This is a genomic window from Achromobacter sp. ACRQX (assembly GCF_022346505.1).
In the GTDB taxonomy this organism is placed as follows: domain Bacteria; phylum Pseudomonadota; class Gammaproteobacteria; order Burkholderiales; family Burkholderiaceae_B; genus Achromobacter; species Achromobacter animicus.
In genome coordinates, this window is sequence record NZ_JAKRML010000004.1 from 222,723 (window position 1) to 248,320 (window position 25,598).

At 64.8% G+C, this 25,598-nt stretch carries 27 protein-coding genes; 13 read left to right on the plus strand and 14 right to left on the minus strand.

Annotation, left to right across the window (positions count from 1 at the left end; translation table 11 throughout):
- Positions 1-56: 56 nt before the first annotated feature.
- Positions 57-458 carry a hypothetical protein gene (locus MHZ91_RS06390; protein ID WP_191576163.1) on the minus strand — a complete coding sequence of 134 codons (402 nt, stop codon included), beginning with the start codon at positions 456-458 and terminating at the stop codon, positions 57-59.
- 211 nt (positions 459-669) lie between these two features.
- On the opposite strand from MHZ91_RS06390, the gene MHZ91_RS06395 reads away from it, so the two are divergent.
- Both MHZ91_RS06395 and MHZ91_RS06400 read left to right on the plus strand, forming a co-directional pair.
- Positions 670-1,248 (plus strand): YdcF family protein, encoded by a 579-nt coding sequence (locus MHZ91_RS06395; protein WP_239212979.1) that lies wholly within the window; start codon positions 670-672, stop codon positions 1,246-1,248.
- Positions 1,249-1,288: 40 nt separating this feature from the next.
- Complete coding sequence (locus MHZ91_RS06400; protein WP_370647786.1) at positions 1,289-2,332, plus strand: histone deacetylase family protein; 1,044 nt, start codon at positions 1,289-1,291, stop codon at positions 2,330-2,332.
- Positions 2,333-2,369: 37 nt separating this feature from the next.
- On the opposite strand, the gene MHZ91_RS06405 is transcribed toward MHZ91_RS06400, so the two are convergent.
- The gene (locus tag MHZ91_RS06405) at positions 2,370-3,704 is read right to left on the minus strand and encodes an MFS transporter (RefSeq protein WP_175122748.1); all 1,335 of its coding nucleotides are present in this window, start codon (positions 3,702-3,704) and stop codon (positions 2,370-2,372) included.
- Between the two features lie 221 nt (positions 3,705-3,925).
- Here MHZ91_RS06405 and cyoA point away from each other — a divergent pair, with 221 nt between their 5' ends.
- From cyoA to MHZ91_RS06430, 5 genes are all read left to right on the plus strand, one after another.
- Positions 3,926-4,969: a ubiquinol oxidase subunit II gene (gene cyoA, locus MHZ91_RS06410; RefSeq protein ID WP_239212980.1), complete on the plus strand. Its 1,044-nt coding sequence runs from the start codon at positions 3,926-3,928 to the stop codon at positions 4,967-4,969.
- Positions 4,970-5,032: 63 nt separating this feature from the next.
- Complete coding sequence (gene cyoB / locus MHZ91_RS06415; RefSeq protein WP_105240365.1) at positions 5,033-7,036, plus strand: cytochrome o ubiquinol oxidase subunit I; 2,004 nt, start codon at positions 5,033-5,035, stop codon at positions 7,034-7,036.
- On the plus strand, positions 7,029-7,673 hold the full coding sequence (cyoC, locus tag MHZ91_RS06420; protein ID WP_175137660.1) for a cytochrome o ubiquinol oxidase subunit III: 645 nt from the start codon (positions 7,029-7,031) through the stop codon (positions 7,671-7,673). The genes cyoB and cyoC overlap by 8 nt, the downstream gene beginning before the upstream one ends.
- An 8-nt stretch (positions 7,674-7,681) precedes the next feature.
- Positions 7,682-8,104 carry a cytochrome o ubiquinol oxidase subunit IV gene (gene cyoD, locus MHZ91_RS06425; protein WP_370647789.1) on the plus strand — a complete coding sequence of 141 codons (423 nt, stop codon included), beginning with the start codon at positions 7,682-7,684 and terminating at the stop codon, positions 8,102-8,104.
- A complete protein-coding gene (locus MHZ91_RS06430; protein ID WP_239212982.1) occupies positions 8,104-8,883 on the plus strand; it encodes an SURF1 family protein in 780 nt (259 codons plus the stop codon). The genes cyoD and MHZ91_RS06430 overlap by 1 nt, the downstream gene beginning before the upstream one ends.
- 85 nt (positions 8,884-8,968) lie before the next feature.
- Here the strand turns inward: MHZ91_RS06430 and MHZ91_RS06435 are convergent, their stop codons facing one another.
- The 3 genes from MHZ91_RS06435 to MHZ91_RS06445 form a co-directional block, all read right to left on the minus strand.
- On the minus strand, positions 8,969-10,669 hold the full coding sequence (locus tag MHZ91_RS06435; protein WP_239212984.1) for a nicotinate phosphoribosyltransferase: 1,701 nt from the start codon (positions 10,667-10,669) through the stop codon (positions 8,969-8,971).
- A gap of 47 nt (positions 10,670-10,716) precedes the next feature.
- Complete coding sequence (gene prs, locus MHZ91_RS06440; protein ID WP_239212986.1) at positions 10,717-11,562, minus strand: ribose-phosphate diphosphokinase; 846 nt, start codon at positions 11,560-11,562, stop codon at positions 10,717-10,719.
- A 104-nt stretch (positions 11,563-11,666) separates the two neighbouring features.
- Positions 11,667-12,320 (minus strand): NUDIX hydrolase, encoded by a 654-nt coding sequence (locus MHZ91_RS06445; protein WP_175137656.1) that lies wholly within the window; start codon positions 12,318-12,320, stop codon positions 11,667-11,669.
- A 252-nt stretch (positions 12,321-12,572) separates the two neighbouring features.
- Between MHZ91_RS06445 and MHZ91_RS06450 the strand changes: the two genes are divergently transcribed.
- A complete protein-coding gene (locus MHZ91_RS06450; RefSeq protein WP_175122742.1) occupies positions 12,573-13,679 on the plus strand; it encodes a porin in 1,107 nt (368 codons plus the stop codon).
- Between the two features lie 54 nt (positions 13,680-13,733).
- On the opposite strand, the gene MHZ91_RS06455 is transcribed toward MHZ91_RS06450, so the two are convergent.
- Positions 13,734-14,417 (minus strand): ankyrin repeat domain-containing protein, encoded by a 684-nt coding sequence (locus MHZ91_RS06455; RefSeq protein ID WP_239212988.1) that lies wholly within the window; start codon positions 14,415-14,417, stop codon positions 13,734-13,736.
- A gap of 190 nt (positions 14,418-14,607) precedes the next feature.
- Between MHZ91_RS06455 and MHZ91_RS06460 the strand changes: the two genes are divergently transcribed.
- Entirely contained in the window at positions 14,608-15,960 is a 1,353-nt protein-coding gene (locus MHZ91_RS06460; protein WP_239212990.1) for a ParB/Srx family N-terminal domain-containing protein, read from the plus strand.
- 51 nt (positions 15,961-16,011) lie between these two features.
- Here MHZ91_RS06460 and MHZ91_RS06465 read toward each other — a convergent pair whose 3' ends face one another.
- Positions 16,012-16,386 (minus strand): hypothetical protein, encoded by a 375-nt coding sequence (locus MHZ91_RS06465; protein WP_175184482.1) that lies wholly within the window; start codon positions 16,384-16,386, stop codon positions 16,012-16,014.
- Positions 16,387-16,557: 171 nt separating this feature from the next.
- On the opposite strand from MHZ91_RS06465, the gene gvpU reads away from it, so the two are divergent.
- A complete protein-coding gene (gvpU, locus tag MHZ91_RS06470; protein WP_175122738.1) occupies positions 16,558-17,004 on the plus strand; it encodes a gas vesicle accessory protein GvpU in 447 nt (148 codons plus the stop codon).
- A gap of 5 nt (positions 17,005-17,009) precedes the next feature.
- Positions 17,010-17,705 carry a pentapeptide repeat-containing protein gene (locus MHZ91_RS06475; protein WP_239212992.1) on the plus strand — a complete coding sequence of 232 codons (696 nt, stop codon included), beginning with the start codon at positions 17,010-17,012 and terminating at the stop codon, positions 17,703-17,705.
- A 77-nt stretch (positions 17,706-17,782) separates the two neighbouring features.
- Here MHZ91_RS06475 and MHZ91_RS06480 read toward each other — a convergent pair whose 3' ends face one another.
- Both MHZ91_RS06480 and MHZ91_RS06485 read right to left on the minus strand, forming a co-directional pair.
- Positions 17,783-18,343 (minus strand): DNA-3-methyladenine glycosylase I, encoded by a 561-nt coding sequence (locus MHZ91_RS06480; protein WP_239213015.1) that lies wholly within the window; start codon positions 18,341-18,343, stop codon positions 17,783-17,785.
- Between the two features lie 155 nt (positions 18,344-18,498).
- Positions 18,499-18,903 (minus strand): lysozyme inhibitor LprI family protein, encoded by a 405-nt coding sequence (locus MHZ91_RS06485; RefSeq protein ID WP_175122735.1) that lies wholly within the window; start codon positions 18,901-18,903, stop codon positions 18,499-18,501.
- Between the two features lie 109 nt (positions 18,904-19,012).
- On the opposite strand from MHZ91_RS06485, the gene MHZ91_RS06490 reads away from it, so the two are divergent.
- The gene (locus tag MHZ91_RS06490; RefSeq protein WP_239212994.1) at positions 19,013-19,834 is read left to right on the plus strand and encodes a metallophosphoesterase; all 822 of its coding nucleotides are present in this window, start codon (positions 19,013-19,015) and stop codon (positions 19,832-19,834) included.
- Positions 19,835-20,353: 519 nt separating this feature from the next.
- On the opposite strand, the gene MHZ91_RS28345 is transcribed toward MHZ91_RS06490, so the two are convergent.
- From MHZ91_RS28345 to MHZ91_RS06495, 3 genes are all read right to left on the minus strand, one after another.
- A complete protein-coding gene (locus MHZ91_RS28345; RefSeq protein WP_370647787.1) occupies positions 20,354-20,665 on the minus strand; it encodes a polymorphic toxin type 44 domain-containing protein in 312 nt (103 codons plus the stop codon).
- The gene (locus MHZ91_RS28245) at positions 20,635-20,796 is read right to left on the minus strand and encodes a PAAR domain-containing protein (protein ID WP_367353039.1); all 162 of its coding nucleotides are present in this window, start codon (positions 20,794-20,796) and stop codon (positions 20,635-20,637) included. The genes MHZ91_RS28345 and MHZ91_RS28245 overlap by 31 nt, the downstream gene beginning before the upstream one ends.
- Before the next feature lie 284 nt (positions 20,797-21,080).
- Entirely contained in the window at positions 21,081-22,130 is a 1,050-nt protein-coding gene (locus tag MHZ91_RS06495; RefSeq protein WP_175137646.1) for an NADP(H)-dependent aldo-keto reductase, read from the minus strand.
- A 155-nt stretch (positions 22,131-22,285) separates the two neighbouring features.
- On the opposite strand from MHZ91_RS06495, the gene MHZ91_RS06500 reads away from it, so the two are divergent.
- On the plus strand, positions 22,286-23,068 hold the full coding sequence (locus MHZ91_RS06500; protein ID WP_175137645.1) for a hypothetical protein: 783 nt from the start codon (positions 22,286-22,288) through the stop codon (positions 23,066-23,068).
- A gap of 26 nt (positions 23,069-23,094) precedes the next feature.
- Here the strand turns inward: MHZ91_RS06500 and MHZ91_RS06505 are convergent, their stop codons facing one another.
- Positions 23,095-23,544, minus strand: coding sequence for a GNAT family N-acetyltransferase (locus MHZ91_RS06505; protein WP_239212996.1), 450 nt, complete (start codon positions 23,542-23,544; stop codon positions 23,095-23,097).
- 6 nt (positions 23,545-23,550) lie between these two features.
- Positions 23,551-25,598, minus strand: a 2,048-nt coding sequence (locus tag MHZ91_RS06510) for an excinuclease ABC subunit UvrA (protein ID WP_239212998.1), incomplete at its 5' end; no start/stop codon positions are given.

The following is a 25,598-nucleotide window of genomic DNA, read 5'->3' on the forward strand; positions in this document are numbered from 1 at the left end:
CGCGGGACCGCGTTGCTACGGCGAGATTGCCGTCCCACGCCCCCTACGCTTTCCTATCACGTGCCGCTCAGCAGATCCCGCTCGTTCAGCAGCGCATAGACGATCTCGGGCCGGCTGTCGAAACCGCGACGGATCGCGGCAGGCAGCGACGCCCGCGTCTTGCGGCACAGACCCGGAAGTTCTTCAAGCTGTATCGAAATGCCGCGCGACGTCCGCACCTCGTTTTCGCTGGGCGTGATGTGGATGACGATGCCAAGCTGCGCCTGAATGCGCCCCTGCATCGCACGCAGGTCGTCCAGGCTGGTGATGTTTTCCAGCCGCGCCACCAGACGCTTCTCTTCCTCGCGCGTCAGCCGCAGGACCCGCATGTCCGTCGTTGGATTGGCCAGCAACTGCTCCCGGTCGCACACACAGGCGCCGGGAGGACATTCTTGGCGGATGGGAAACGGCAGGTTCATGGGGACGGTGCACCAGCCACAACGGCGCGGGACGATATCTTCCCGATTCTAACCAGGATGACCACCCGCCGACGCGCACTGCGCGTTTACCCGCAAGCGCGGGGCGGCGGCCCGCCCCCTGGCCCGCTACCAGTCATCGTTCAGGCGTGAGATTGCCCCGAATGCCTTTTGCCGTAAGCTCCTGCCCTTGCCCTGAATCCTGGCTCCCCCCATGACCGTTTCGACCTACCGATTTGCGGCCCGCACCTTGATGGCGTTGGCGGCGCTCGTGCTGCTAGCCGCGGCGGCGCTGGCCGCGACCGGATTGCTAACCAGCGCGCGCCACGCCGACGTGGCCGTCGTGCTGGGCAACAAAGTTGAACCCGGCGGCCAGCCTTCGCCGCGCCTGGCCGCGCGGCTGGACCGCGCCTACGACTGCTACGCCGCATCAACCTGCCGCGTCCTGTTCGTCAGCGGCGGCGTGGATCCCGCGGGCACGGACGAGGCCGCCGCCATGCGCGATTACCTGCTGGCGCGCGGCGTGCCCGCCGACCGCATCGTCGTGGACAGCGCCGGCGTCGACACCTGGGCCACGGCCCGCCACGCCAGCGCCTACATGCGCCAGCACGGCTACACAAGCGCGATGGCCGTGACGCAGTATTTCCATGTGCCGCGCACGATGCTCGCGCTCAAGCGCCAGGGCGTCGCGGACGTAAGCGGCGCATACCCTGCATTTTTCGAATTACGCGACGTCTATTCCGTTTTGCGCGAGCTGCCCGCCGTGGCGCTGTATATTTTCCGGCCACTGTAGCGGCGCATCCGCCTGCCCTACCCTTCCAGGACTTTCCATCGTGCTGATCTTCCACAATCCCGTTCACGACAAACACAGCGGCCGCCAGGAGATGTTCCGCGGCAAGCTGGTTCCCTGCCACGAAACGCCGGCCAGGCTGGAATACGTGCTGGACGCGCTGCGTCAGCGCGGCATCGGTGAGCTGCGCGCACCCTCCGCGCCCGACATGGAACTGATCAAGCGCGTGCACACGCCGCGCTACGTGGACTTTCTGGCAAGCGCCTGGAACGAATGGGTTGCGCTGGATCCGGCCAACGCGGATCTGGACGTGCTGCCGTCGATCTGGCCCGTGCGCGGATTTCGGCACGACGTCGAACCCACGAACTTCGCGGCGCGCGTCGGGCTGTTCTCGTTCGATAGCGGCTGTCCGCTGACGGCCGGCACGTGGGAAGCGGCGACTGCGGGCGCGGCCTGCGCGATCGACGCCGCGCGCGCCGTATCCCAAGGCCAGGGCCTGCGCGCGGCGATGGCGCTGACCCGGCCGCCCGGCCATCACGCCGGCGCGGACTTCTTTGGCGGTTACTGCTTTCTGAATAATGCGGCGCTGGCGGCCCAGGCGCTGCGCGATGCCGGCGCGCAGCGCGTTGCCGTGCTGGACGTGGACTATCACCACGGCAACGGCACACAAAGCATCTTCTACGACCGCGGCGACGTGCTGACCGTGTCGGTCCATGGCGATCCGACTACCGAGTATCCGTTTTACCTGGGATACGCGGACGAGCGCGGCGACGGCGCGGGCCAGGGCTGCAACTTGAACCTGCCGCTACCCGCCGGCAGCGACTTTGCCGCATGGACGGCGGCATTGCAGCAGGGCCTGGACGCGGTGCGCGCGTTCAAGGCCGATGCGCTGGTCGTTGCGCTGGGCGTGGATACCTACGAAGGCGATCCGATATCCAAGTTCAAATTGAAGAGCGCCGATTATCTGCAGGTCGGCCGCATGCTGGCCGACCTTGGCTTGCCGACGGTGTTCACGATGGAGGGCGGCTATGCGGTCGCCGACGTGGGCATCAACGTCGCAAACGTGCTGGAGGGGTTTGTGGGCTGAACGTCAGACACCGGGGCAGCAACCCACTGCCCCGTATTCAATCGCGCGTTTCAAGCACCTTGTTGATGCGCAGCGCAATCAACGTGCACGCCACGCCAGACAGCAGGTACACGCTGACTGCCACCAGCCCGAATCGCGCCGACAGCCCCAGCGCCACCACCGGTGCGAACGCCGCGCCGACCAGCCACGCCATATCAGAGGTCAAGGCTGCACCGGTATAACGGAACCGCCGCGTGAAGTTGGCAGTGACCGTACCAGACGCCTGCCCGTAAGACAGACCCAGCAGCGCAAAGCCGATCAGGATGAATGCATCCTGCGCCTTCGGCCCGCCGCCCAGCAGCCAGGGCGACACCACCGCAAACACGCCGATCAGCATGGCAAGCAAACCCAACGTGGTGCGCCGCCCGATGCGATCAGCCAGCCACCCGGAAGCGATCGTACCCAGGATGCCGATCACCGCGCCGATGATCTGAACGATCAGCACATCCGAAATCTGTTGCGTGCCGCTGACAGCGATCCACGACAGCGGAAAAACCGTGACGAGGTGAAACAGCGCATAGCTGGCCAGCGCGGCGAAGGCGCCGATGAAGAGGTTGTAGCCTTGCTGGCTGATGATCTCGCGGATGCCGATGGGCTCGAGTTCACCTTCTTCGAGCAGCTGCGTGTATTCCTCGGTCACCACCAGCCGCAGCCGCGCAAACAGCGCCACCACGTTGATGGCGAACGCCACGAAGAACGGATAGCGCCAGCCCCATTCAATGAAGTCCGCCTCCGTCAGCGTGATGTGCAGATAGAGAAACAACGCACTGGCCACCAGAAATCCCACAGGCGCGCCCAGCTGACCCATCATCGAATACCAGCCGCGCCGGTTGGGCGGCGCGTTCAGCGCCAGCAGCGACGGCAGCCCGTCCCACGAGCCGCCAAACGCCAGGCCCTGCAAGCAGCGGAAGACCGCGAGCAAGGTGATGGCATGCACGCCGATCGATTCATAGCTAGGCAAAAACGCCATGCCGACGGTCGCGGTGCCCAGCACGAACAAGGCCACGGTCAGCTTGGTTGCGCGGCCCCATCGGCGCTGGATCGCCATCGACAGCGCGGTGCCGATGGGACGCATGATGAAGGCGAAGGAGAAGATGATGAAGGCTGACAGCGTGCCTTCCAGCTGGCCTTCGAAGGGAAAGAACACCTTCGGAAAAACCAGCACGCACGCGATGCCGAAGACGAAGAAATCGAAGTATTCAGAGGCGCGTCCAACGACCACCCCCACGGCGATTTCACCGGGCGCCACCTTGGCGTGGCTGGTGCCGCCGCTGATCGCCCCGGGTCCGGAACCGGGAGAGGGATGACCAGGATACTGCGTGGTGGTCGACATGGGTTCGCTCGCAAAAGAAGGTTCTGAATACGCCTTGTCTACGATCTTGCAACACACCAGCACCACGGTACGCGCATCATGCAGGAAGCCGCAAGCGTTTTGGCCCATGACTGCCCCGCACGCGTTCCCGTGCATACTTTTGCTCTTTTTACCCTAGATTTTTCGCGGCTTCCAGCGTAGTGTTTCGTTTACTTCGCACGGTTACGTTTCGGGGTATGACCATGTCGTCCTTCGCAAGGCTCCGCGGATTGATCCTGTTTGCCGCCCTGCCGCTGCTCGCCGGGTGCAATGCGGTCCTGCTGTCGCCATCGGGCGACGTGGCCGTGCAACAACGCAACTTGATCATCATCTCCACCGGCTTGATGCTCATCATCATCGTGCCGGTCATCATCCTCACGCTGCTGTTCGCATGGCGCTATCGCGCCAGCAACAAGGACGCCGCCTACGACCCCGACTGGAACCACTCCACGATGCTGGAGCTTTTGATCTGGGCGGCCCCGCTGCTCATCATCATCGCGCTTGGCGCGCTCACGTGGGTCAGCACGCACCAGCTTGATCCCTACCGGCCGCTGGCGCGCCTGTCCGAAGGCCGCGAAGTGCCGCCCAACACCAAGCCGCTGGTCGTCGAAGTGGTCGCGCTGGACTGGAAGTGGCTGTTCCTCTATCCCGAGCAAGGCGTGGCCGCCGTCAACGAAATGGCCGCGCCGGTGGACCGCCCCATCCAGTTCAAGATCACGTCGTCGTCGGTCATGAACTCTTTCTTCGTGCCCGCGCTGGCCGGTCAGATCTACGCCATGCCTGGCATGCAGACCACGCTGCACGCCGTCATCAACCATCCCGGTGAATACGAAGGCCTGTCCGCCAACTACAGCGGCTCGGGCTTTTCGGGCATGCGCTTCCGCTTCCATGGCCTGGACCAGAAGGGCTTTGACGACTGGGTCGCGCAGGCCCAGAAATCGCAGGCCACGCTGGACCGCGCGGCGTACCTGAAGCTTGAACAACCCAGCGAGCGCAACCCGGTGCAGCTTTACGCCACCGTTGCGCCCGGCCTTTTCGACGCCATCGTGAACCGCTGCGTCGAACCCAACCGCATGTGCATGCGCGATGCGATGGCCATCGACGCGCAGGGCGGCGCCGGCATACCGGGCGCGCACAACCTCACCACCCTGGACCCGCAAGTGCGCGAGAAGCTGGGCCTTACGGAAACGCCGCCGCGCAAGTATGTCGGCGCAATGTGCACGGCCTCTGAAGGACTGGTGCTCTAGCGCGGCAGGTTTTTCGGCACGCGACGTGCTCCATGTAAACGCGGTTTTTTTGCTGGAATCGAGATGCCTGATCAACCTGACCTCACCAAGCTGATCTTCGGCCGGCTTACCTGGGACGCCATTCCTTTTCACGACCCCATCCTGCTAGGCACCTTCTTCGTGGTGGCGGCTGGCGGCATCGTGCTGCTGGGCTCCGTCACGTACTACAAGAAGTGGGGCTATCTGTGGCGCGAGTGGTTCACCAGCATCGACCACAAGAAGATCGGGATCATGTACGTGATCCTGGGCATCGTCATGCTGCTGCGCGGCTTTGCCGACGCCATCATGATGCGTTCGCAGCAAGCCGTGGCCTTCGGCGACTCCACCGGCTTTCTGCCCCCGCACCACTACGACCAGATCTTCACGGCGCACGGCGTCATCATGATCTTCTTCGTGGCCATGCCGCTGGTCACGGGGCTGATGAATTTCATCGTGCCGCTGCAGATCGGCGCGCGCGACGTGGCGTTTCCGTTCCTGAACAACTTCAGCTTCTGGATGACCGCGGGCGGCGTGATCCTGGTGATGATGTCGCTGTTCGTGGGGGAATTCGCCCGCACCGGCTGGCTGGCGTATCCACCCTTATCGGGCATCCTGCACAGTCCGGACGTGGGCGTCGATTACTACATATGGGCCTTGCAGATAGCGGGCGTGGGGACACTGCTATCGGGAGTGAACCTGCTGGTCACCATCGTGAAGATGCGCGCGCCCGGCATGAAGATGATGCGCATGCCCATCTTCACGTGGACCGCGCTGTGCACCAACGTGCTGATCGTGGCGGCGTTCCCGGTGCTGACGGCGGTGCTGGCGCTGCTGTCGATGGACCGCTACGTGGGCACCAACTTCTTCACGGCGGACTTTGGCGGCAACGCCATGATGTACGTGAACCTGATCTGGATCTGGGGCCACCCCGAGGTCTACATCCTGATCCTGCCGGCCTTCGGCATCTTTTCCGAAGTGGTGTCCACATACTGCCGCAAACGCCTGTTCGGTTATGCGTCCATGGTGTACGCCACAGTCGTGATCACCGTGCTGTCGTACCTGGTGTGGCTGCACCACTTCTTCACCATGGGGTCCGGGGCCAGCGTGAACTCGTTCTTCGGGATCACGACAATGATCATCTCGATCCCGACAGGCGCCAAGATCTTCAACTGGCTGTTCACGATGTACCGCGGGCGCATCCGCTTTGAAGTCCCGATGCTCTGGACGCTGGGATTCATGGTGACGTTCGTGATCGGCGGCATGACGGGCGTGCTGCTGGCGGTTCCGCCCGCCGACTTCGCGCTGCACAACAGCCTGTTCCTGATCGCGCACTTTCACAACGTGATCATCGGCGGCGTGCTGTTCGGGCTGATGGCCGGCATCACGTACTGGTTCCCCAAGGCATTCGGCTACAAGCTGGATCCGTTCTGGGGCAAGTGCTCGTTCTGGTTCTGGCTGGTGGGCTTCTACGTGGCCTTCATGCCGCTGTACGTGCTGGGCCTGATGGGCGTGACGCGCCGCGTGAACCACTTTGAAGACATGTCGCTGCAGATCTGGTTCCAGATCGCGGCCTTCGGCGCGCTGCTGATCGCGTGCGGCATCGCCAGCTTCATCATCCAGCTCGTGGTCAGCTACCGCCGCCGCGATCAGTTGCGCGACACCACGGGCGATCCGTGGGATGGCCGCACGCTGGAATGGTCCACCTCGTCGCCGCCGCCTGTGTACAACTTTGCGTTCACGCCGCGCGTGCACGACCTGGACGCCTGGTGGCAGATGAAGCAGCACGGCTACCAGCGTCCGCAACAGGGTTTCATTCCGATCCACATGCCGAAGAACACCTGGGCGGGCATCGTCCTGGCGGGGATCAGCGTGGTGCTGGGTTTTGCGCTGATCTGGCACATGTGGCCGCTGGTGGTGCTGTCGTTTGCGGCGCTGATCCTCGTGTCGATCATCCACACCTTCAACTACAAGCGCGACTACTACGTGCCGGCCGCTGAGGTCGTCGCCACGGAAGACGCCCGCACAAGGCTGCTAGCGCAACATGTCTGATACCCTCGCCCACCCCATGCCCGGCGGCGCCGCGCCGTCTTCCCAGGAACCCGTCTTTTACGTTCCTGGCGAACACCACCCCAAGAACGGCACGCTGCTTGGGTTCTGGGTCTACCTGATGAGCGACTGCCTCATCTTTGCGTGCCTGTTCGCGGTCTACGGCGTGCTGGGCCGAAGCTTCGCGGCCGGCCCATCCGGCGCGGACCTGTTCGACTTGCCGCTGGTGGCGGTGAACACGTCGCTGCTGCTGCTGTCGTCCATCACCTACGGGTTCGCGATGCTGGAGATGCGGCGCAACCGCATCGGCGCCACGCAGTTGTGGCTTGCCGTCACCGGCATCCTGGGCCTGGGCTTTCTGTCGCTGGAAATCTACGAGTTCTGGCACCTGATCCACCAGGGCGCGGGTCCCCAGCGCAGCGCCTTCCTGTCGGCGTTCTTCACGCTGGTCGGCACGCACGGGCTGCACGTCACGTTCGGCATCGTGTGGCTGGTGACGTTGATGCTGCAGGTGCGCCTGCATGGGCTGATCCCCGAAAACCGCCGCCGCCTGATGTGCCTGTCGATGTTCTGGCACTTCCTGGACCTGATCTGGGTGGGCGTGTTCACGTTCGTGTATCTGATGGGAGTGCTGCCATGACGTCGCACATGGATAACCTGGCCGACACCGGCCACGGCGGCCACGGAGGCCATAGCGGCCACGATCATCACGATGGCCACCATGACGATGACGACGGCGCCGGCCACGGCACCTTCAAGAGCTACATGACCGGCTTCGTGCTGGCCGCCATCCTGACCGCGATTCCGTTCTGGCTGGTCATGGACCGCGTCATCGACAGCTCGCGGGTCACCGGCCTGGTGATCCTGGCCTTTGCCGTCGTGCAGATCGTGGTCCACATCATCTATTTCCTGCACCTGGACACCAAGTCCGAAAGCGGGTGGAACATGTTGGCGTTAATATTCACGCTCGTGCTGGTCGTCATCACGCTCAGCGGATCCATCTGGATCATGTACCACTTGAACTCCAACATGATGCCCATGTCACCGCATGACATGCGCAAGATGCCCTGATGGCAGCAGTCAAAGACATTTCTTCACGCGACACCTCCCGTAATCCGCGCAGCAAGGCAACCCTGGTCATCCTGGGGTTGCTGGCTGTCGTCATATTCGCCGGGCTTTGCGCCCTGGGCACCTGGCAGGTGCACCGGCTGGCCTGGAAACGCGCGCTGATCGCGCAGGTGGATCAGCGCGCCCATGCGCCGGCAGCGCCCGCCCCCGGCAAGAATGAATGGGCGCAGCTGACGCAGGACAACGCCGAATACCGCCACGTCACCGCCTCCGGCACCTACCACTTCGACAAGCAGACGCTGGTGCAGGCCGCCACCGAACTGGGCAGCGGCTATTGGGTCATGACGCCGCTGCAGCTGGCGGACGGCGGCATCGTGCTGGTGAACCGGGGCTTCGTGCTGCCGGCATGGCGCAAGGACGCGGCCAATACCGCCCAGCCGCCGGCGCCAGGCCAGGTCACGGGATTGCTGCGCATGGGCGAACCGGCCAGCGGCTTTCTGCGCAACAACGACCCGGCCGCCAACCTCTGGTATTCACGCGATCTGCCCGGCATCGCGACGGCGCGCGGACTTGCCGACGTGGCGCCCTACTTCATCGACGCCGACGCTGCGTCCAGTCCCGGCAAGGATGCCGCCCGCGAACCGGTGGGCGGGCTTACGATGATCAACTTCCCGAACAACCACCTGACGTATGCCATCACCTGGTACGCGCTGGCGCTGATGGTGATCGTGGGCGTGGTGATCTTCGTGCGCGAGGAAAAGCGCGCACGCCGGCCGGACTGATTCGCCGCCACGTATGAGAAACGGCGCCCGCAAGGGCGCCGTTGTCGTCTGATCTGCCGGCAGATACTGGCGAATGCCGGCGGGATCAGCAGGCCGGCCAGCGGATGCTGCCCGCCTCGGGGCAGGTCCACGATCCCTGCAGCCGCGCCCGGATCTCGGCCAGGCTTTGTTCCACCAGCAGTTCGCCGTCGCGGAACACAGACACCAGCGCGCCACCCGCCGCCTGCTCGGGCGTCTGCTGGTCGTGCAGCACATAGCCGTCCGGCGTCTTGTCGACACGCAGCAAGCCCTTGGCGGACTTCTTCACGCCGGAATCGGTGACCGGGTCCTTCACCAGTTCCTGCGGTTCGCCGTTGACCTCGGCATACGTGGCCTTCAGCGCCCAGCCGAAGGTGTCGCGAGTCAGGTACTGATAGGTGTACGACCCGATGCCCAGCACGACGTTGCCCGACGCAAAGCCCTTGCGTTCCAGGCGCACCAGGATGTCGCGCGCCCGGGTCAGCGTGATGGAGTCGCCGTAGATCAGGCCCACGTGCGGATCCAGCAGCTTGTAGCCGCGATCGGTCTCTACGCCGCCGAACGTGTCCCACAGGCATTGCACCGCGCCCTTCACCTCCGGCGCGCGCAGCGTCTGCTGCGCGCTGGCGTCTTCGCCCAGGAGCCAATACGTGCCCGTGGCCGCATCCCGCACGGCCTCGAAGCCGGCGGCCTGCGCCGCTTGCAGGGCGGCGCGGTCCTGCACGTCCGGCACGTCGGTGCAGAAATAGCCGGTCAGGATCTTCACGGGGTCGCCGGAGTCCGGACGGAACACCACCTTCGCGTTGCCCAGCGCATCCGGCTGGCGGCTCATGATCTCGGACTTGAGCGCCGCGGCGAAGTCCGTCACCACCTGCCAGAAGTCCCAGGTGTCAGACACCACCGACACGATGCCGGCCGGATACACCTGCTTGACCAGGCGGCGGATGGTCTCGATCTCGCCTTCCTTGCTGCCCAGGCACATCACGGAGTGCTCCGTGGCCGGCACCGAGCCGCCGATCAGTTCGCGGTCTGAATCCGCGTTGTAGAGGTCTTCCAGGTAGTCGATGGCCGGGATCGTGTCCGTGCCGGTAAAGGACAGCAGGTGACCCGCGCCGCATTTGCGCGCGTCGTACAGGCCGGCCATGCCGCGCATCGAGAAGTCGTGGCCCTGCCAGTCCACGAACGCCATCGGGCTGCCGGTCAATTGCGCAAAGTACGTCAGCAGCTTGCGGTATTCGAAGGCGATGGTGGCAACCGTGGAGGGCTTCCAGGACTCGCAGCTGAACAGGGTTTCGATGTAGGTCACCAGCCAGGCGAATTCCGGCTGGGTGTTGATGAAGGTGACCGGCGGCACGCGGATGTCGACGCGCGCGCCTTCGGGCACCGAGCGGATCTCCAGCGGCAGATAACCCAGGTCGTGCAGCGCCTGCAGGTGATCGACCGTGACCGCGCCCTTGCCCAGCGCGTTGTCCACACGACGCTGGTACTGGCGCACGGCGGTGCTGGCAGGCTTGCCGAAGAACTCGCGGTTGAACAGGCCGATCAGGATTTCCTTGATGAATCCTTGCAGGCCGAACCAGACGATCTTCTCGTCGAACAATTCGGGCAACACCGGCGCCAGGCGGGCCGAGCGCGGCGTGAAGTTGGCCAGGATCTTGTTCGTGCCCTTGGGGTACTGGAACGGGTGGCCGGTCTTGTAGAAGTCCGCCTGCAGGAAGGGATTCAGGCCATTCTTGAGCTGGGGGGCCAGGGTGTCGGGGGCATTCATGGCGGGTTCCTACTTGGTTGATCTGTGTTCTTGGTTGATCTGCATGCTTAGTTGACCAGCACCGCACCGGCGGCGGTCGCGGCCGCCTCTTCGGTGCGGGTCCAGTCGTAGGCGGTGAAAATCCCGGCGTATCGCGCCTTCAGTTCGGTCAAGCCCTTGCTGAAGATGCCGTGCGTCACATACAGATAGAGCGGCTGGCGGGTCTTGTCGCCCAGGGCGGCGGCCAGTTCCAGAAACGTGCGTCCGCCGTCGCAGATGTCGTCGACCACCAGCACCGGTTGGGCGGGGATATCGTCGGGCACGCGGGTTTCCGTAATGCGGCCGGTCTGCGGGTCGCGGACCTTTTCCGCGTAGCGCACGTCCGCCACGCCCAGCGTTTTGGCCAACGACTGCACCCGTTTGCGGGCGCCGGCGTCCGGGGCCATCAGCGTGACGCCCTGGGCAAAGGCCGGGGCGGCCAGCGCTTTCTTCAGGAAGGCGGCGGCGTCGATCACCCGCACCCGCTGCAACAGCGCTGGCGTGACGTCGCTGTGCGGTTCCACGATGGTGACCGTGGCGTACTGCTGGTCATTGATGAGCTTGCAGAACACGGCGGCGCCCAGCGCCTCGCCCGGATTGCAGACGCGGTCCTGGCGCGCATACGGCACATAGGGCATGTCCAGATGCACGGGCGCGGCCGGGTTCAGGCGGCGCAGCGCGTCGGTCAGCAGCAGCAACTGCATGACGTCGTCGGCGGACTTCAGCAAGGCGTGGATGCGGAATTCGCGGGCGGCGTCGGCATGTTCACGCAAGCCGGCGGGAATGGTGACCTGCATTTCGCCGCCGGGAAACCGGAACGCGGCTGGCGTATCGGTCTTGCGTTGTCCTTCGATTACCGCAGTGATGGTGAACATGATGGCCCCTTAGTGGCATTTCAAAACTAAGTGAGGCCAGTATATGCCTACTTATTGTTGTTATGCAACTATCTTTGCTCTGAAAAATGGCTCGTCCCGTCGAATCAGCCGACGCTACGGTCGAAAAAGGTGAAATCCTTCAACCGGTAAAGACGCGCCGGACGCTGCGCGCCCCCGACCACTTCGTCGGTCGCCTCCAGCGCACCCCACGCTTCCATCTTCCTGCGGAAGTTCGACTTCTCGAGCCGGGTCTGCAGGATTGCCTCGTAGGTGTGTTGCAGTTGGGTCAGCGTGAAGCGCTCGGGGAGCAGGAAAAACGGCAGCGTGGAGTACGTGGATTTGCTGCGAAGGCGGTCCACGGCGGCAGTGATGATGTCCGCATGGTCGAACGCCAGCGGCGGCAAGGCGTCCACACTGACAAAACGGAATTCCGCGCGGGTGGCGGCTTCCAGTTCGGCGGCGGGCACCAGCGCCACATAGGCGACCGACATCGACCATCCCCGGGGATCCCGATCCTGACCGGAAAACACCTGCAATTGCTCCAGGTAGCGCGGCTCGAAGCCGGTCTTGTCGCGCAATACACGCCGGATGCTGTCTTCGGTGGACGTGTCTTCGTTGGCGTGCACCACGCCACCCGGCAGCGCCATGGCGCCCTGAAGCGGCTCGCGGTCGCGCTGATGCAACGCGACTTCCAGGCCGGATTCGCGCAGGGTAAGAAGGACGGCGTCGACGGTGACGAGCGGTTGGGGAAAGTCCAAGGAGCGGGTTCCGTGATTGAGGTTTTGGGCAAGATGCCACTATGACGCCGCAAGGTCAATTCGCTCGGCTTCGTCCCAGAAAAAGCACCTGAACGCCCCACTAGAAAGTGTTCGAATTTTGGCAAGAATTGACGGTGGATAACGACAATTAACGCATTGTTCTACACTATGCGCCGAGGAACACCGTCAGGTTGATGCTTGGCGTCGTGTTCCTTTTGCTTTTTCTTCAACTGCAACTCAGGAGTTTTCCGGATGAAAAAGACGCTGCTCGCCGCGGCAATGCTGGCCTCTTTCGCAGGCGTTGCCCAGGCAGAACCGTCAGTCACCCTCTACGGTGTCATCGACACCGGCCTCGGCTACAACAAGATCAAGGGCGATGGCTACAGTGGTTCCAAAGTCGGCATGATCAACGGCATCCAGGCCGGCTCCCGCTGGGGCCTGCGCGGATCCGAAGATCTGGGCGACGGCCTGCGCGCCGTCTTCAAGCTGGAAAGCGGCTTTGATTCGGCCAACGGCCAGCGCGGCCAATCCGGCCGCCTGTTCGGCCGCCAAGCCACCATCGGTCTGGCCAACGACGCCTGGGGCTCGCTGGAATTCGGCCGTCAGGCCACGGTCGGCTCGAACTACCTGGCCGACATCGACCCCTTCTACACCAGCTACACCCAATCCAACCTGGGCCTGGGTTTCAGCGCGGCCAACACCATGCGCTGGGACAACATGGTCATGTACCGCACCCCGTCGGTGAACGGCTTTGAATTCGCCGTGGGCTACTCGTTCAGCGTGGACGACACCACCTCGGACCAGACCGGCTTCCAGACCGCCGACAACACGCGCGGCATCACCACCGGCCTGCGCTATGTGCAGGGTCCCCTGAACGTGACGCTGACGTACGACCAGCTGAACGGCGCCAACCGCAGCACCGTCGACAACGGCGCCACGCCGCGCCAATACGCCGTCGGCGCTTCGTACGACCTGGAAGTGGTCAAGCTGGCTGCCGCTTACGGCCGCACCACCGACGGCTGGTTCGTCGGCCAGGATCTGCCGTCGGGCACGCCGTTCAGCGATGAGTTCGGCACCAACCGCTTCGTGGACGGCTTCAAGGCCAATTCCTACATGCTGGGCGCGACGTTCCCGGTGGGCGCCTCGGGCAGCCTGTTCACCTCGTGGCAGCACGTGGCTCCGTCCAACGACAAGCTGACGGGCGGCGACGCCAACATGAACGTGTACAGCGTGGGCTACACCTACGACCTGTCCAAGCGCACCAACCTGTACGCCTACGGTTCGTACGGCACGGACTACGCGTTCATCGACGGTCTGAAGAGCACCGCCGCTGGCGTGGGCATCCGCCACCAGTTCTAAGCGTGTGCCGGGCCGGCCGCCCCGCGGCGCCGGCCCATCCTGCCGCCCGGGTCGCTACCGCGCCCGGGCGCGCTCCAGCATCTGCACGATTTCCGTCTGGCCGCGCTGACGCGCGTGCTGCAATGGCGTAAGCCCGTCCTTGTCGGGCAGATTCACGTCCGCTCCCCCCTCTATCAGCAGCGCCACGATGGCCTGATGGCGCGGGCCGCCGTCGCTCAGGATGATGGCCTCGAGCAGCCCCGTCCAGCCCAGCCGGTTGACGTGGTTGGGATCCACGCCCGCCTGCAGCAGCCGCTTCACGACCTCGACGTGACCGCGCTCGCACGCCGGAATCAGGGCCGTGCCGCCATAGCGGTTGGTGCTTTTCAGGTCGGCGCCATGCGACAGCGTCAGCTCCAATATCTCTCGATAGCCCTGCGCGCCCGCCAGCAGGTATGCGCTGTCCTGCATGCCGTTCTGGGCGTTCACGTTTGCGCCGGCGTCGATCAGCGCCGCCGCGGCCTGCGCGTGGTTGCCTTGCGTGGCGCGCAGCAGCGGCGTATTGCCCTGCCCGTCCCGCGCCTCGATCGGCGCGCCCTCTGCCAGCAATTGGCGCACGCGCGCCGCATCGCCCTTGCCGGATGCCTCCAGCAGTTGGGCGCCGCGCGCGCTATCGGCGCGGTCTTCCGCGGCGGCGCCAAAGCCGATCGCGCTCAGCGTCAGTACGACGCAGACGCGCCAGAATGTGATGTAAGCCATTGCCGGCAGCCTCCTTGGTATGTGTCTGCTTGACGCCCGGTCCGGTGCCGGACGCGCTGCCATTATCTCCTTGCCCCCGGCCGTGCGCGCGGCCTATGCTCGGTCAGTTTCTCGGTGACGTGCAATGCGCAGGAAACACGCGTCCGGCATGATCGGCCTCCCTTACTGATCGCAGCCCCCAAGAACTGCCATGCCCTCCCGTACCGAATCCGCGCTTTCTCCCCTTTTCCGTCCGTCGCGCCTGATGCGCGCCCTGGCCCTGGCTTTGTTGCCGCTGGCCCTGGCTGCCTGCAATGGCGGCGGCGATGATGACGATGACGACGTCCAGCCGCCCGTCGCTGAAACCCCGGCGCCGCAGCCCACGCCGCAGCCGCAACCGGAACCGGAACCCGAACCCCAAACGCCTCCGCGCAACACGGCCTATCTGCAGAAGAAGGCGGGCGACGTCATCCAGGTCCGCATCGAAGAACTGCATCCGACCCAGGCCGCGATCGGCTACGACCAGATCTATTACAAGCTCGGCCGCTGGCAAGGCGACTTCGACCGCGCCACCTGGGCGGCCGACCCCGTCCTGCAACTGGATTACCTGAACCGCACCGTCGGCAAGAAGTTCGACGACTACTGCGAAGACGTGGGCGGCGCCGAGCGCGCGCAGAAGTTCCAGAGCATCGCCGAGGCGCGCGCCGCGCGCCTGGACCAGCCCGAAACGTTCACCTGCCTGGACGCGCCGGGCACGAATACGGCCAACCTGAAGACGGTGATCGTGGGTTGGGACGGCAACCTGTACCTGACCGACGGCCACCACACGTTCTCGTCCCTGCGCGAGATATCTGATGGCGGCCCGAAGCTCCCCGTGTGGGTGAAGGTCGACGCCAACTACAGCGACCTCCCGACCGCGGCGGCCTTCTGGCAGCGTCTGGTCGACGAGCGCCGGGCATGGTTGCGTGACGGCCAGAACCAGCCGATCACCGTCGACCAGCTGCCCACGCGCGTCGGCCTCGCCAATGCGCAGGAGCCCGGCGGTATGCAGGAAGACCGCTACCGCTCCCTGGTGTATTTCACGCGCGACATCGCCTACAGCAACGGCAACCTGCCTGAATTCGCGGAATTCCTGTGGGGCGACTGGCTGCGCCGCCAGGCCGCGGCCGGGCAGCTGCAGGGCCTGGACCAATACAAGATGCAGGCGCCGGCAACGCCCGCGGAAATCCTGGCGGTCAGTACGCTGAACAAGGACATCCTGCCCACCGGGGCCAACGACAGCTACGCCGCCGCCGTGCGCGATGCGTCGGTGAAGATGAGCGCGTTGGCTGACACGGCTATCGTGTTCGAAGACCGCGACGCCGCCAGCCTGGGCCGCATCGTCCTGGAAGCCAATGCCGCCAGCGGCTCGGCCACCAAGACGGCGCGCGACACGCTGGAGGAACTGCCGCGCAACGACGTCAAGACATCCGACGGCACGCCGCGCGGCGCGGGCAAGCTGTGGTTCGCGGTGAACTACCGCACCTGCGGCAAGCCTGCGGCCGGCACCTGCTGGGGCTGGTAAGGTGAAAAAGGCCCGCACAAGCGGGCCTTCTCACATCGGGCGGTCAACACGTCAGAGCACTTCCTGCGTGTTCTCGGCCTTCGCCAATTGCTGCATCGCCAGGGCGACCTTCTTGGCGACTTCCAGGCGTTCGGCGGCCGACATGGCGTCGTATTCTTCCTTGGAAATGCCCAGACTCGCCAGCGCCGCGTAGAACATCTTGTCCTCGAGCGACATGCCGGCGTAGTCCAGGAATTCCTTTTCGGCCTGCGACGCCGCGGCCTGCGAGGCGCCGGACACGCCTTGGCCCATGGCAGAACGATTGCGCTCGGTGGCATCGGCAAACGCCGCGCGGAAGCTTTCGCCGGCGTTGGCGTTGGCATTTTTGGCGGCCGGCGCGGACTGGCCGGCGGCGGCATTGATACCCAGGAAATTCACGCTGCTCATGGATGCTCCGGAGGGATTGGCGGTCAGGGTGCCAACATACTCCCGGCCCGCGCTGCCGGAAAACCGGGTCAGCCGCCCGAACCGCCCGTTTCTCTCCGGATTGCGGTCCGACCATTTTTAGCGCCCTTCGAGTATCTTGTGCCTCTCGCAAATCTTCCAGAGACCCTTCTCATGAGCATCGACACCCCTTCGAGCCAGCCCGCTGCCGCCACGCCCGCCGCAGACGCCTTCCTGCAGTTCCTGGTAAACCTCGTCAACAACGGCAGCCAGATCGAAAGCATTGGCGTGACGTTGCAGATGGGCGGCATGCTGGTCTCCGGCTCGATCGTCTCGGGCGCCGAGTACTTCGACACCTTCGCGGCCAGCTTCTCGGGCTCGCTGGAATCGCTGGACCCCGACACGCGCCAGACCGTGCACGCCTCGCTGGCCGAACTGGGCGACGTGTTCCGCCTGCCCCAGCCCGTCGATCCGCTGCCCAACTACATTCACCTGGCGGACGCCCTGTTCTTCACCGCCGACGGCACGCCCATCGCCGGCCAGCCGACGCTGTGGCGCGGCCGCACGAGCGCCGTCGACGGGTTCATCCTGGGCCGTTTGCAGTCCGACGCCTCGGCCTGATCCGCATGACGCAACCCGTTACTGCGCCGATCGAGGGACAGGACATCGACCGCAAGGCCATGCAGGCCCTCATCGAGACGGCGGCAGGCAAGGCGCTGTCGTTCGTGGACTGCGACTTTCAGGACGCAGATTTTTCGCGCCTGGAACTGCGCGGCTTCCAGTTCAGCGGCTGCGCGATTGCGGGCGCCTCGTTCCAGGGCGCGGATCTGACTGATAGCCAATGGCTACGCTGCCGCGGCGGGTCGGCCAGCTTTGCGTCGGCGGACGCCAGCGAGGCCCTCTTTCAGAACTGCGACCTGAACAACGCCAATTGGCGCCGCGCGCGGCTGGCCAGCGCCAAGTTCCGGTCGTGCAAGCTGACCGGATCGGATTTCGATGGCATTGCGTGCCTGGGCTGGTCGCTCGAGGAATGCCTGCTGGTCGGCGCGCTGCTGCGCGGCGTGTCGTTTCGCAAGTGCAAGCTGCTGCAGCTGGATTTCTCGGACGCGGACCTGTCGGGAAGCGACTTCCGCGAGACGGTGTTTCACGGCGGCAGCCTGCGCAACGCCACGTTGAAAAACGTCCACTTCGAAGGCGCGGACCTGCGGGAAGCGGACCTTGGCGGATTGGACTTGACGGCGGCCGCCCGGCTGGCCGGCGCGACGATCTCCAAGACGCAGGCGGCGGCGTTGCTGGCCGAGTTGCGCATCAGCGTGGTTTGACACGGTTCTGACGCAGCCCGTCTTTGCGGACTTGCAGGCCGGCGATACCGCCAGCGCCTGCATTGCCGCGCATTGGTTCAGCCCGGACGCCGGAAGTACGCGCGCGCCGCCTCGATCTGCCCATGGCAGACGCAACCGCTCATGTGCTCGTTCACCATGCCCACGGCCTGCATGAAGGCATGCATGGTCGTCGGGCCCACAAACGTCCAGCCGCGCCGCTTCAGCGCGCGAGAGAGTTCTTTCGACGCCTTGGATGTGGGATTGCTGTCCCAATAATGCCGATCCACCGCCGCCGGTCGGTCCTGCGGCGGCGGTTCATGCGACCAGAGCCAGCCGGCCAGCGAGCCGGTCTCGTCGGCCAGTTCGCGCGCGCGCTGCGCATTGTTGATGGCCGACACGATCTTGGCCCGGTTGCGCACGATGTCCGCGTTGCCCATCAGGCGCTCCACGTCGCGCTCGGTATAACGTGCCACCCGTTCCATGTCGAAATCGTCAAAGGCCTCGCGAAACGCCTCGCGCTTGCGCAGGATCGTGATCCACGCCATGCCGGCCTGAAAACCTTCCAGACAGATCTTCTCGAACAGGCGCCTGTCGTCCACGACGGGCCGGCCCCATTCATGATCGTGATAGTCCGGCATGGACGGCTGCCAGAAGCAACGCGGCTTGCCATGCTCGTCAATGATCAGGCCGGTGTCGGGGATGCCGGCGGCCGGGTCGGCGATGTCCGGGTTGTTGGTGTTCGGACGGCTGACGTCCGGGCTGGCCTGATGTCCGGCATTCTGCGCGGCAGCACTCATGGCTTGCGCGGCACCGGGCAGCTCGTGTCGCCTTCCTCGCACGCCAGATACGCGCGCAATTCCTTGGTCCGGACCTTCGTGAGCTTATCCAGGCACATGCTCAACACCATCGGATAGGCGCTGCCGCCCGTCACGCCTGTCGACGAAAACGCGCATTCGGCATCGCGAAAGAACAGCCACGCTTTCTGCGCCGCCTGCAGTTGCGTCAAGGCGTCCTTGCTGTCCTTCAGGCGCTCCGTCGCTTCCTTGTACGCGGCGTTCAACTCGGCGTCGGACTGGCGATACGCCTGATCCGCGCACAGGTTCATGTCGGTCTGGGTGGACGCCTGGTCACACTTGAGCACTTGGGCCTGCGCCCCCGCTGCAAGCAGGAGCGCGGCGGCGGCAAACACGATACGCATGGGAATTCCTCCTTTTTGGGTGGGATTGGGGTGGTCAACGCATGGGGGAAAGTGTCGCATGGATGCCGGCGAGGCGCAGCGCGGCTGTCCGTCGCCTAAGATAGCCCCCATGAAGATCCAACTGCTTTCCGACTTGCATCTTGAAACCGATCCCACCTTTGTGGCACAACCGTTGCCGGGCGCCGACCTGCTCGTGCTGGCGGGCGACATCGGCTCGTACCGTCAGGGTTCGCGGCTGGAACGGGACGACTTCGGCCTGGGCGACTATTCGCCGCGCCACGGCTGGCCGACGCCCGTCCTCTACGTGCCGGGCAACCACGAATACGACAACGTGGATTTCGACGAGACACATGCGCGCCTGCAAGACCTGTGCCGCGCGCTGGACATCCAGTGGCTGGAACGCGAGACCACCGTCATCGGCGGGGTGCGCTTCGTGGGCACGACGCTGTGGACGGATTTCGACGCGCTCGCGGCGCCGGACGACACGCTGGGTGAAGCGCTGAAGAAGCGAGCGAAGGCTTTCCGCGCGGCGGACTTCTATCTGGAAAAGGCCGAGATGCGCCGCCATGGCGCTCCCTTCATGGCTGAACAGATGCGCGAGCAGGGGCTGGCCTGTCAACAATGGCTGGACGCCGCCCTGCGCGTGCCCTTCGACGGCACGACGGTGGCGGTCACGCACTTTGCGCCGACATTGGCCAGTGCTGATCCCCGTTATGGCGTCACGCCGGGCACGGCGGGGTTTTGCAACGCGCTGGATGGATTGCTGCCGCTGGCCGACGTGTGGATTCACGGGCATCTGCACTGCGCGCAGGATTACGTGAAGGACGGCTGCCGGGTGATTGCGAATCCGCTGGGGTATGCGAAGAAGGGGGAACAGGCGGATTTTGCGCCGGAGAAGTTGTGGGAGGTTCCGGTGCGTCGGCAGACATGAATGCGGGACCTGCTGTGATGGCGGTGGACGGATCCCTGGATTGCGGGATCGAAATCGATTCCGTCGCGCTCCGATTTGGCGAACAGCAGTCGGCCTCCTACCGCCCGTGATCGGCAACCCCGCATGGCTCACTTGGCGACGTGAAGCGCGAGAAATACTGATGCCTTGTGTGCGAGCTAAACCGCGCTTGTGCACTGATGCACACATCCACCCGACTGAACTTGCCCGTAATCTCTACGCTTCGGCGATTGACGAATGGCGTGCTGACCTCAATCCACGACGCCGGCGACGCAAACATCGTGGTCGAAAATCTGACTGACTCCCCGGGATGAAGGGTTTCCCTTGTGAGGCGATGATTATCGTTGAAGTAAACCACCACGGGCGCTGCAGCGTCTTGCGCATAGTGGAGTACCACCGTAGGCGTCAGCGAACCCCAAATTACCAGACTTCCACACAACCCTCCTAGCAAAGCCAGCAGGATGCAAATTGACCTTCCGAGAATCCGCATATTTGCCCTAGCTAGCGTTCGCAGACGTGCAATTCTTTCGAACTTCCCCTGCTGTTTCCCCAAGGCAACGGTACAGCTTCGACTGTTCCAAGCAGGATGTCCGGGGTCAGTGCATGAGGTCTGACGTTTGCGTACAGGTCACACCCCAACTGAATTGAAATATGGTCCGGCCTATCGTCTGCGCTAGCAGGCCATCCGCCGTTTTCCGGATGATTCTGCATGGTCGGCATTCGCCGTTTTGCCAAGGCGCCCAAAGTGTCATGCAATGCCTGAGCGATCCCTGCTCCGTTGATCAGTTCATCTGGGGTGAATCCGACCGCCACACCGACATAGCCTTGTGACCAAGCCCTGCTGCCGCCCTGCCGTCGATGTCGTAGGACGAAAACCCCTCCAACACCCTTCCGCCATGGGTCGTCTTGTCACCAACACGAATGATCGGGCGCGCTGTCATCATTGCTCCAGGCAATTACTGATGCGCGAAAGTCTGAGCGTCGCAGAAGCCGACTTGAATCAGATAAACGCGAAAATTGCCTGATTCACTTTTCTCCCGTGATGCGACGCGCGACTTGAAGCCTCCCTGCTTGAAACATGCGTGCCAGCGACTGCATTACAGAACTCGCCCTCGGAAATGAAAAAAGCCCACCGCTTTCGCAAGTGAGCTTTTCGGTTGTTGACCTCGAAGGAGATCAACCGCCTTCCATCGGGGCATGAACGGCTTCCCGTCCCGCCCCGCGCGCCTCAAGGCGCCGGATTCGGATGACGCACGTGGATCTGGTTGATCGCGTCCAGCACCTCAGCCGACAACGTCACATCAACACTGTCGATGTTTTCCTTCAACTGCTCCAGCGACGTTGCGCCGATCAGATTGCTGGTGACGAACGGGCGTTGATTCACCCAAGCCAGCGCCAGATGCGTCGGCGAGATGCCATGCTTGCGCGCCAGTTCCACATATTCGCGCGTGGCGGCTTCGGCCTGGGGGTTGCTGTAGCGGGTGAAGCGCGTGTACACGGTCAGGCGGGCGCCGGCCGGCTTGGCGCCGTCCAGATACTTGCCGCACAGCATGCCCATCGCCAGCGGCGAATACGCCAGCAGGCCTACGCCTTCGTGGTGCGTGAATTCCGACAGGCCGATCTCGTACACGCGGTTCAGCAGGCTGTACGCGTTCTGGATCGACGCGATGCGCGGCAGGTCGGCGTTCTGCGCGTGGCGCAGGAATTGGCTGACGCCCCACGGGGTTTCGTTGGATACGCCCACGTGGCGCACCTTGCCGGCGCGCACGAAGTCCTGCAGCACCGACAGCGTCTCTTCGATCGGCACGGTGTGCTCGTCTTCGACCCAGGGGTAGTTGAGCTGGCCGAACGTCGCGGTGGTGCGATCGGGCCAATGCAGTTGATACAGGTCCAGATAATCCGTCTGCAGGCGCTTCAGGCTGGCGTCCAGGGCCGCGGTCAGATTCTTGCGGTCCAGGAACGTCTTGCCGTCGCGGATGTGGCCGGGGCGCTTGGCATCGCGCACGGGGCCGGCCACCTTGCTGGCCAGCACGATGTCCTGGCGGCGGCCGGTCTTGGCCAGCCACGTGCCGATGTAGGTTTCGGTCAGCCCCTGGGTTTCGGGCTTGGGCGGCACGGGATACATCTCGGCCACGTCGACCAGGTTGACGCCGCGCTCCAGCGCGTAGTCCAGTTGCTGATGCGCGTCGGCTTCGGTGTTCTGCTCGCCCCAGGTCATGGTGCCCAGCCCGATCAGGCTGACATCCAGGTCGGTACGGCCGAGTTTGCGGTATTTCAAGTTCTGCTCCGTGCGGGTCTTGGGGTTAAGAAGCGACACCTTACTCCAAGATGTTGGCGTTTCGCTGACAGGATGGCCCGGCGTTCGGCCAGGCTTGCCGCCGCCGCGCAATCGGCATACGCTGATCCGCAAATCCGATCCGGGGGGAAAGCGGCATGCTGCGGGAAGTCGACGAGGTCATCCTCTTTTTCGTCGTGCTCATCATTTTCCTGGGCGTCATCGAGGTCGGCTATCGCCTTGGCCGCCGGCTGCGCAAGCCGGCCGACGAGGCCGCCAAGACGCACATCACCGCACTGCAGACCGCCCTGCTCGGCCTGCTGGCCCTGCTGTTGGGGTTTACGTTCGCCATGTCGGTCACGCGGTTCGAGACGCGCAAGAACCTGGTGCTGGAAGAGGCCAACGCCATCGGCAACGCCTACTGGCGGTCGCAGCTCATTCCCACTGAGCACCGGCCGGTGGTGGCTAAGATGCTGCACGAATACACGTCGGCATCGCTGGATTACCACCTGGCCGACCAGGATTCGCCGCGTTTTGCCGCCGCCAACGCCACGGCACGCCGCATCGAACGCCAGATCCGGGCGGCGGTGGCGGCGCGGGCCGAGAATCCGCCGTCCATCTCCACGATCATGTTCATCCAGGCCATCAACGAGATGGCGCAGATCAACGAGAAGCGGCGCGTCGCGCTGGAAAATCACGTGCCCGAGCCGGTGTACTACCTGCTGTTCATCGTGGCGGGCGGCTCGATGGGCTATATCGCGTACGGCACGGGCCTGTATGGACGGCGGCGGCCGATTTCCACCGGGATGTTTGCTGCGCTGATTGCCCTGGTGCTGACCTTCATCCTGGATATCGATCAGCCGGGCAGCGGCTTGATCCAGGTGGGCCAGGAAAGCATGGAGCGCATGCAGGCTACGCTTGCGCAGGAAATGCAGCAGTAGGACCGTGGGCGCGCACGAAACGCGTTTTACGGAAACAGCTCCAGCACCTCGTCGCCCCGGTCGTCGAACGTGCCCGTCGATGTCCAGCCCAGGTGCCGGTAAAAGCCATACGAACGGACGGCGGGGTCGCTGGCGCATCCCAGGATCAGCCGCTGAAAACCCAGCGCCTTCAGATCGCGCACGACCAGATTCAACAGCGTCTTGCCCGCGCCATGCCCCTCGAAGTCGGGCAGCAGCGCCAGGACGACGATCTCGCCGGCTTCGGTGTCTCCGAAACAGTACCCGGCGACCTTGCCGTCGACCGTGGCCACGTAGCCGGGCAGCGAGCCGTCCTGGACGGCCGCGGTCCATGATTCGAGCGTGACACCGACCGCGGCGAGGTCCGCTGCGGAAAACGCGTTCTCGCGGGTCTTGCCCCGGATGTCGATGCAGGCCGCGACGTCTTCGCCGCGCGCGGGGCGGTAGGTGAATTCCATGTTTCCTCAGTCAAAAAAACGCCGCAGGAACGGGGCGGTGACGCCCGCGTTGCCGCGGCTGACGGCTTCCGGGGTGCCGGCCGCGACGATAGCGCCGCCCTCTTCGCCGGCGCCCGGTCCGACGTCCAGCATCCAGTCGCTGCCCGCGACGACGCGCAGGTCGTGTTCGACCACGACGACGGTATTGCCGGCATCCACGAGGCCGTGCAGCTGCGTCATCAACTTGTCCACATCCGCCGCGTGCAGGCCCGTGGTGGGCTCGTCCAGCACGTACAGCGTGTTGCCGCGCTGGCTGCGCTGCAGTTCGGTGGCCAGTTTGATGCGCTGGGCTTCGCCGCCGGACAGTTCAGTGGCGGGCTGGCCCAGGCGCAGATAGCCCAGGCCGATCTCGGCCAGCAGCGTCAAGGGGCGCGCCACCACCGCCTCGTCCTTGAAGAAATCGCGCGCTTCGTCCACCGTCATGTCCAGCACCTGGGCGATGTTGCGGCCATTCCACTCGACTTCAAGCGTCTTGGCGTTGTAGCGGCTGCCGTGGCACGTGGGGCACGGCGCGTACACGCTGGGCATGAACAGCAGTTCGACGTGGACGAAGCCTTCGCCCTCGCAGGTCTCGCAGCGCCCTTGCGCGACGTTGAAGGAGAAGCGGCCCGCGCTGTAGCGCCGGGCGCGCGCGGCCTTGGTGTCGGCGAACAGCTTGCGCACGTGATCGAACAGGCCGGTGTAGGTGGCCAGGTTGGAGCGCGGCGTGCGGCCGATGGGCTTCTGGTCCACGTTGACCAGGCGCTTGATGGCCTGCCCGCCCGCATGCAGCCGGCCCGTGGTGCGCGGCAAATTGCCGGGCTGCGGCAGGTCGCTGTCGGGTTCCTCGGGCGGCAGTTCCTGGCCCAGATGCTCGCCCACCAGTTCGACCAGCGCCTGACTGACCAGGCTGGATTTGCCCGAGCCGGACACGCCCGTCACCGCCGTGAACGCGCCCAGCGGAAAGCGCGCGTCCACGCCGTGCAGGTTGTTGCGATGAATGCCGCGCAGCTCCAGCCACCCGGCCGGTTCACGCGGGATGCGGCGGCTGGCGGGGCGCATGTCGAACAGGTACTTGGCGGTGACGGAATCCTTCACCTTGCGCAGCCCCTCCGGCGGACCGCTGTACAGCACCTGCCCGCCGTGCTGGCCCGCGCCCGGCCCCACGTCGACCAGCCAGTCGGCGCGGCGCAGCGTGTCCAGATCGTGCTCCACGACAAACAGCGTGTTGCCGCCCGCTTTCAGCTGATCCAGCGCGCGGTGCAGCGCCTGGCCGTCCGCGGGGTGCAGGCCGGCGGACGGTTCGTCCAGCACGTAGACCACGCCAAACAGGTTGGAGCGGATCTGCGTGGCCAGCCGCAGGCGCTGCAACTCGCCGGGCGACAGCGTGGGCGTGGACCGGTCCATCGCCAGATAGCCCAGGCCCAGCGCCTGCAGCGTGCCGATGCGCTCGACCAGATCATGTGCAATGCGCTGCGCGGCGATGCGTTTCTCGGGCGACAGGTCCGGCGTGCGGCGCACGTCGCTGCTGCCGGCATGCGACAGCCCGCCGGCCGCCACGCGTTTGGCGTTGGCACGCACGCCCGCAGCCTTGCTGCGCGTCGATCCAGACTGCGCCGCGTGTTCGTCGAACCGGCCTTCGGCGGCGGGCGCCAGAACCTCTGCGATGCGGGCAAGCGGCAGTTGCGACAGGCTGCCGATGTCCAGGCCCGCGAACGTCACGGACAGCGCCTCGCGCTTCAGGCGCCGGCCGCCGCATTCCGGGCAGGGCGCGCCGGTCATGAAGCGCGCCACGCGCTTTTTCATCATGGCGCTCTGCGTGGTGGCGAACGTGTGCATGACGTAGCGGCGCGCGCCGGTATAGGTGCCCATGTAGCTGGGTTCGGTCTTGCGGCGCAGCGCCGCGCGCGTTTCGGCCGGCGTGAAACCTGCGTAGACCGGCACCGTGGGCTGTTCGTCCGTGTAGAGGATCCAGTCGCGGTCCTTCTTGGGCAGGTCGCGCCACGGCTTGTCCACGTCGTAGCCCAGCGTCACCA

Coding starts and splice junctions, on each gene's coding strand:
- MHZ91_RS28245 (WP_367353039.1), bottom strand. CDS start 20,796: ATGATGACAGCGCGCCCGATCATTCGTGTTGGTGACAAGACGACCCAT.
- MHZ91_RS06390 (WP_191576163.1), bottom strand. CDS start 458: ATGAACCTGCCGTTTCCCATCCGCCAAGAATGTCCTCCCGGCGCCTGT.
- MHZ91_RS06480 (WP_239213015.1), bottom strand. CDS start 18,343: ATGCCGGACTATCACGATCATGAATGGGGCCGGCCCGTCGTGGACGAC.
- MHZ91_RS06460 (WP_239212990.1), top strand. CDS start 14,608: ATGCCCTCCCGTACCGAATCCGCGCTTTCTCCCCTTTTCCGTCCGTCG.
- prs (WP_239212986.1), bottom strand. CDS start 11,562: ATGTTCACCATCACTGCGGTAATCGAAGGACAACGCAAGACCGATACG.
- gvpU (WP_175122738.1), top strand. CDS start 16,558: ATGAGCATCGACACCCCTTCGAGCCAGCCCGCTGCCGCCACGCCCGCC.
- cyoD (WP_370647789.1), top strand. CDS start 7,682: ATGGATAACCTGGCCGACACCGGCCACGGCGGCCACGGAGGCCATAGC.
- MHZ91_RS06505 (WP_239212996.1), bottom strand. CDS start 23,544: ATGGAATTCACCTACCGCCCCGCGCGCGGCGAAGACGTCGCGGCCTGC.
- MHZ91_RS06485 (WP_175122735.1), bottom strand. CDS start 18,903: ATGCGTATCGTGTTTGCCGCCGCCGCGCTCCTGCTTGCAGCGGGGGCG.
- MHZ91_RS06395 (WP_239212979.1), top strand. CDS start 670: ATGACCGTTTCGACCTACCGATTTGCGGCCCGCACCTTGATGGCGTTG.
- MHZ91_RS06405 (WP_175122748.1), bottom strand. CDS start 3,704: ATGTCGACCACCACGCAGTATCCTGGTCATCCCTCTCCCGGTTCCGGA.
- MHZ91_RS06475 (WP_239212992.1), top strand. CDS start 17,010: ATGACGCAACCCGTTACTGCGCCGATCGAGGGACAGGACATCGACCGC.
- MHZ91_RS06500 (WP_175137645.1), top strand. CDS start 22,286: ATGCTGCGGGAAGTCGACGAGGTCATCCTCTTTTTCGTCGTGCTCATC.
- MHZ91_RS06450 (WP_175122742.1), top strand. CDS start 12,573: ATGAAAAAGACGCTGCTCGCCGCGGCAATGCTGGCCTCTTTCGCAGGC.
- MHZ91_RS06465 (WP_175184482.1), bottom strand. CDS start 16,386: ATGAGCAGCGTGAATTTCCTGGGTATCAATGCCGCCGCCGGCCAGTCC.
- cyoB (WP_105240365.1), top strand. CDS start 5,033: ATGCCTGATCAACCTGACCTCACCAAGCTGATCTTCGGCCGGCTTACC.
- MHZ91_RS06435 (WP_239212984.1), bottom strand. CDS start 10,669: ATGAATGCCCCCGACACCCTGGCCCCCCAGCTCAAGAATGGCCTGAAT.
- MHZ91_RS06455 (WP_239212988.1), bottom strand. CDS start 14,417: ATGGCTTACATCACATTCTGGCGCGTCTGCGTCGTACTGACGCTGAGC.
- cyoA (WP_239212980.1), top strand. CDS start 3,926: ATGTCGTCCTTCGCAAGGCTCCGCGGATTGATCCTGTTTGCCGCCCTG.
- MHZ91_RS06490 (WP_239212994.1), top strand. CDS start 19,013: ATGAAGATCCAACTGCTTTCCGACTTGCATCTTGAAACCGATCCCACC.
- cyoC (WP_175137660.1), top strand. CDS start 7,029: ATGTCTGATACCCTCGCCCACCCCATGCCCGGCGGCGCCGCGCCGTCT.
- MHZ91_RS06430 (WP_239212982.1), top strand. CDS start 8,104: ATGGCAGCAGTCAAAGACATTTCTTCACGCGACACCTCCCGTAATCCG.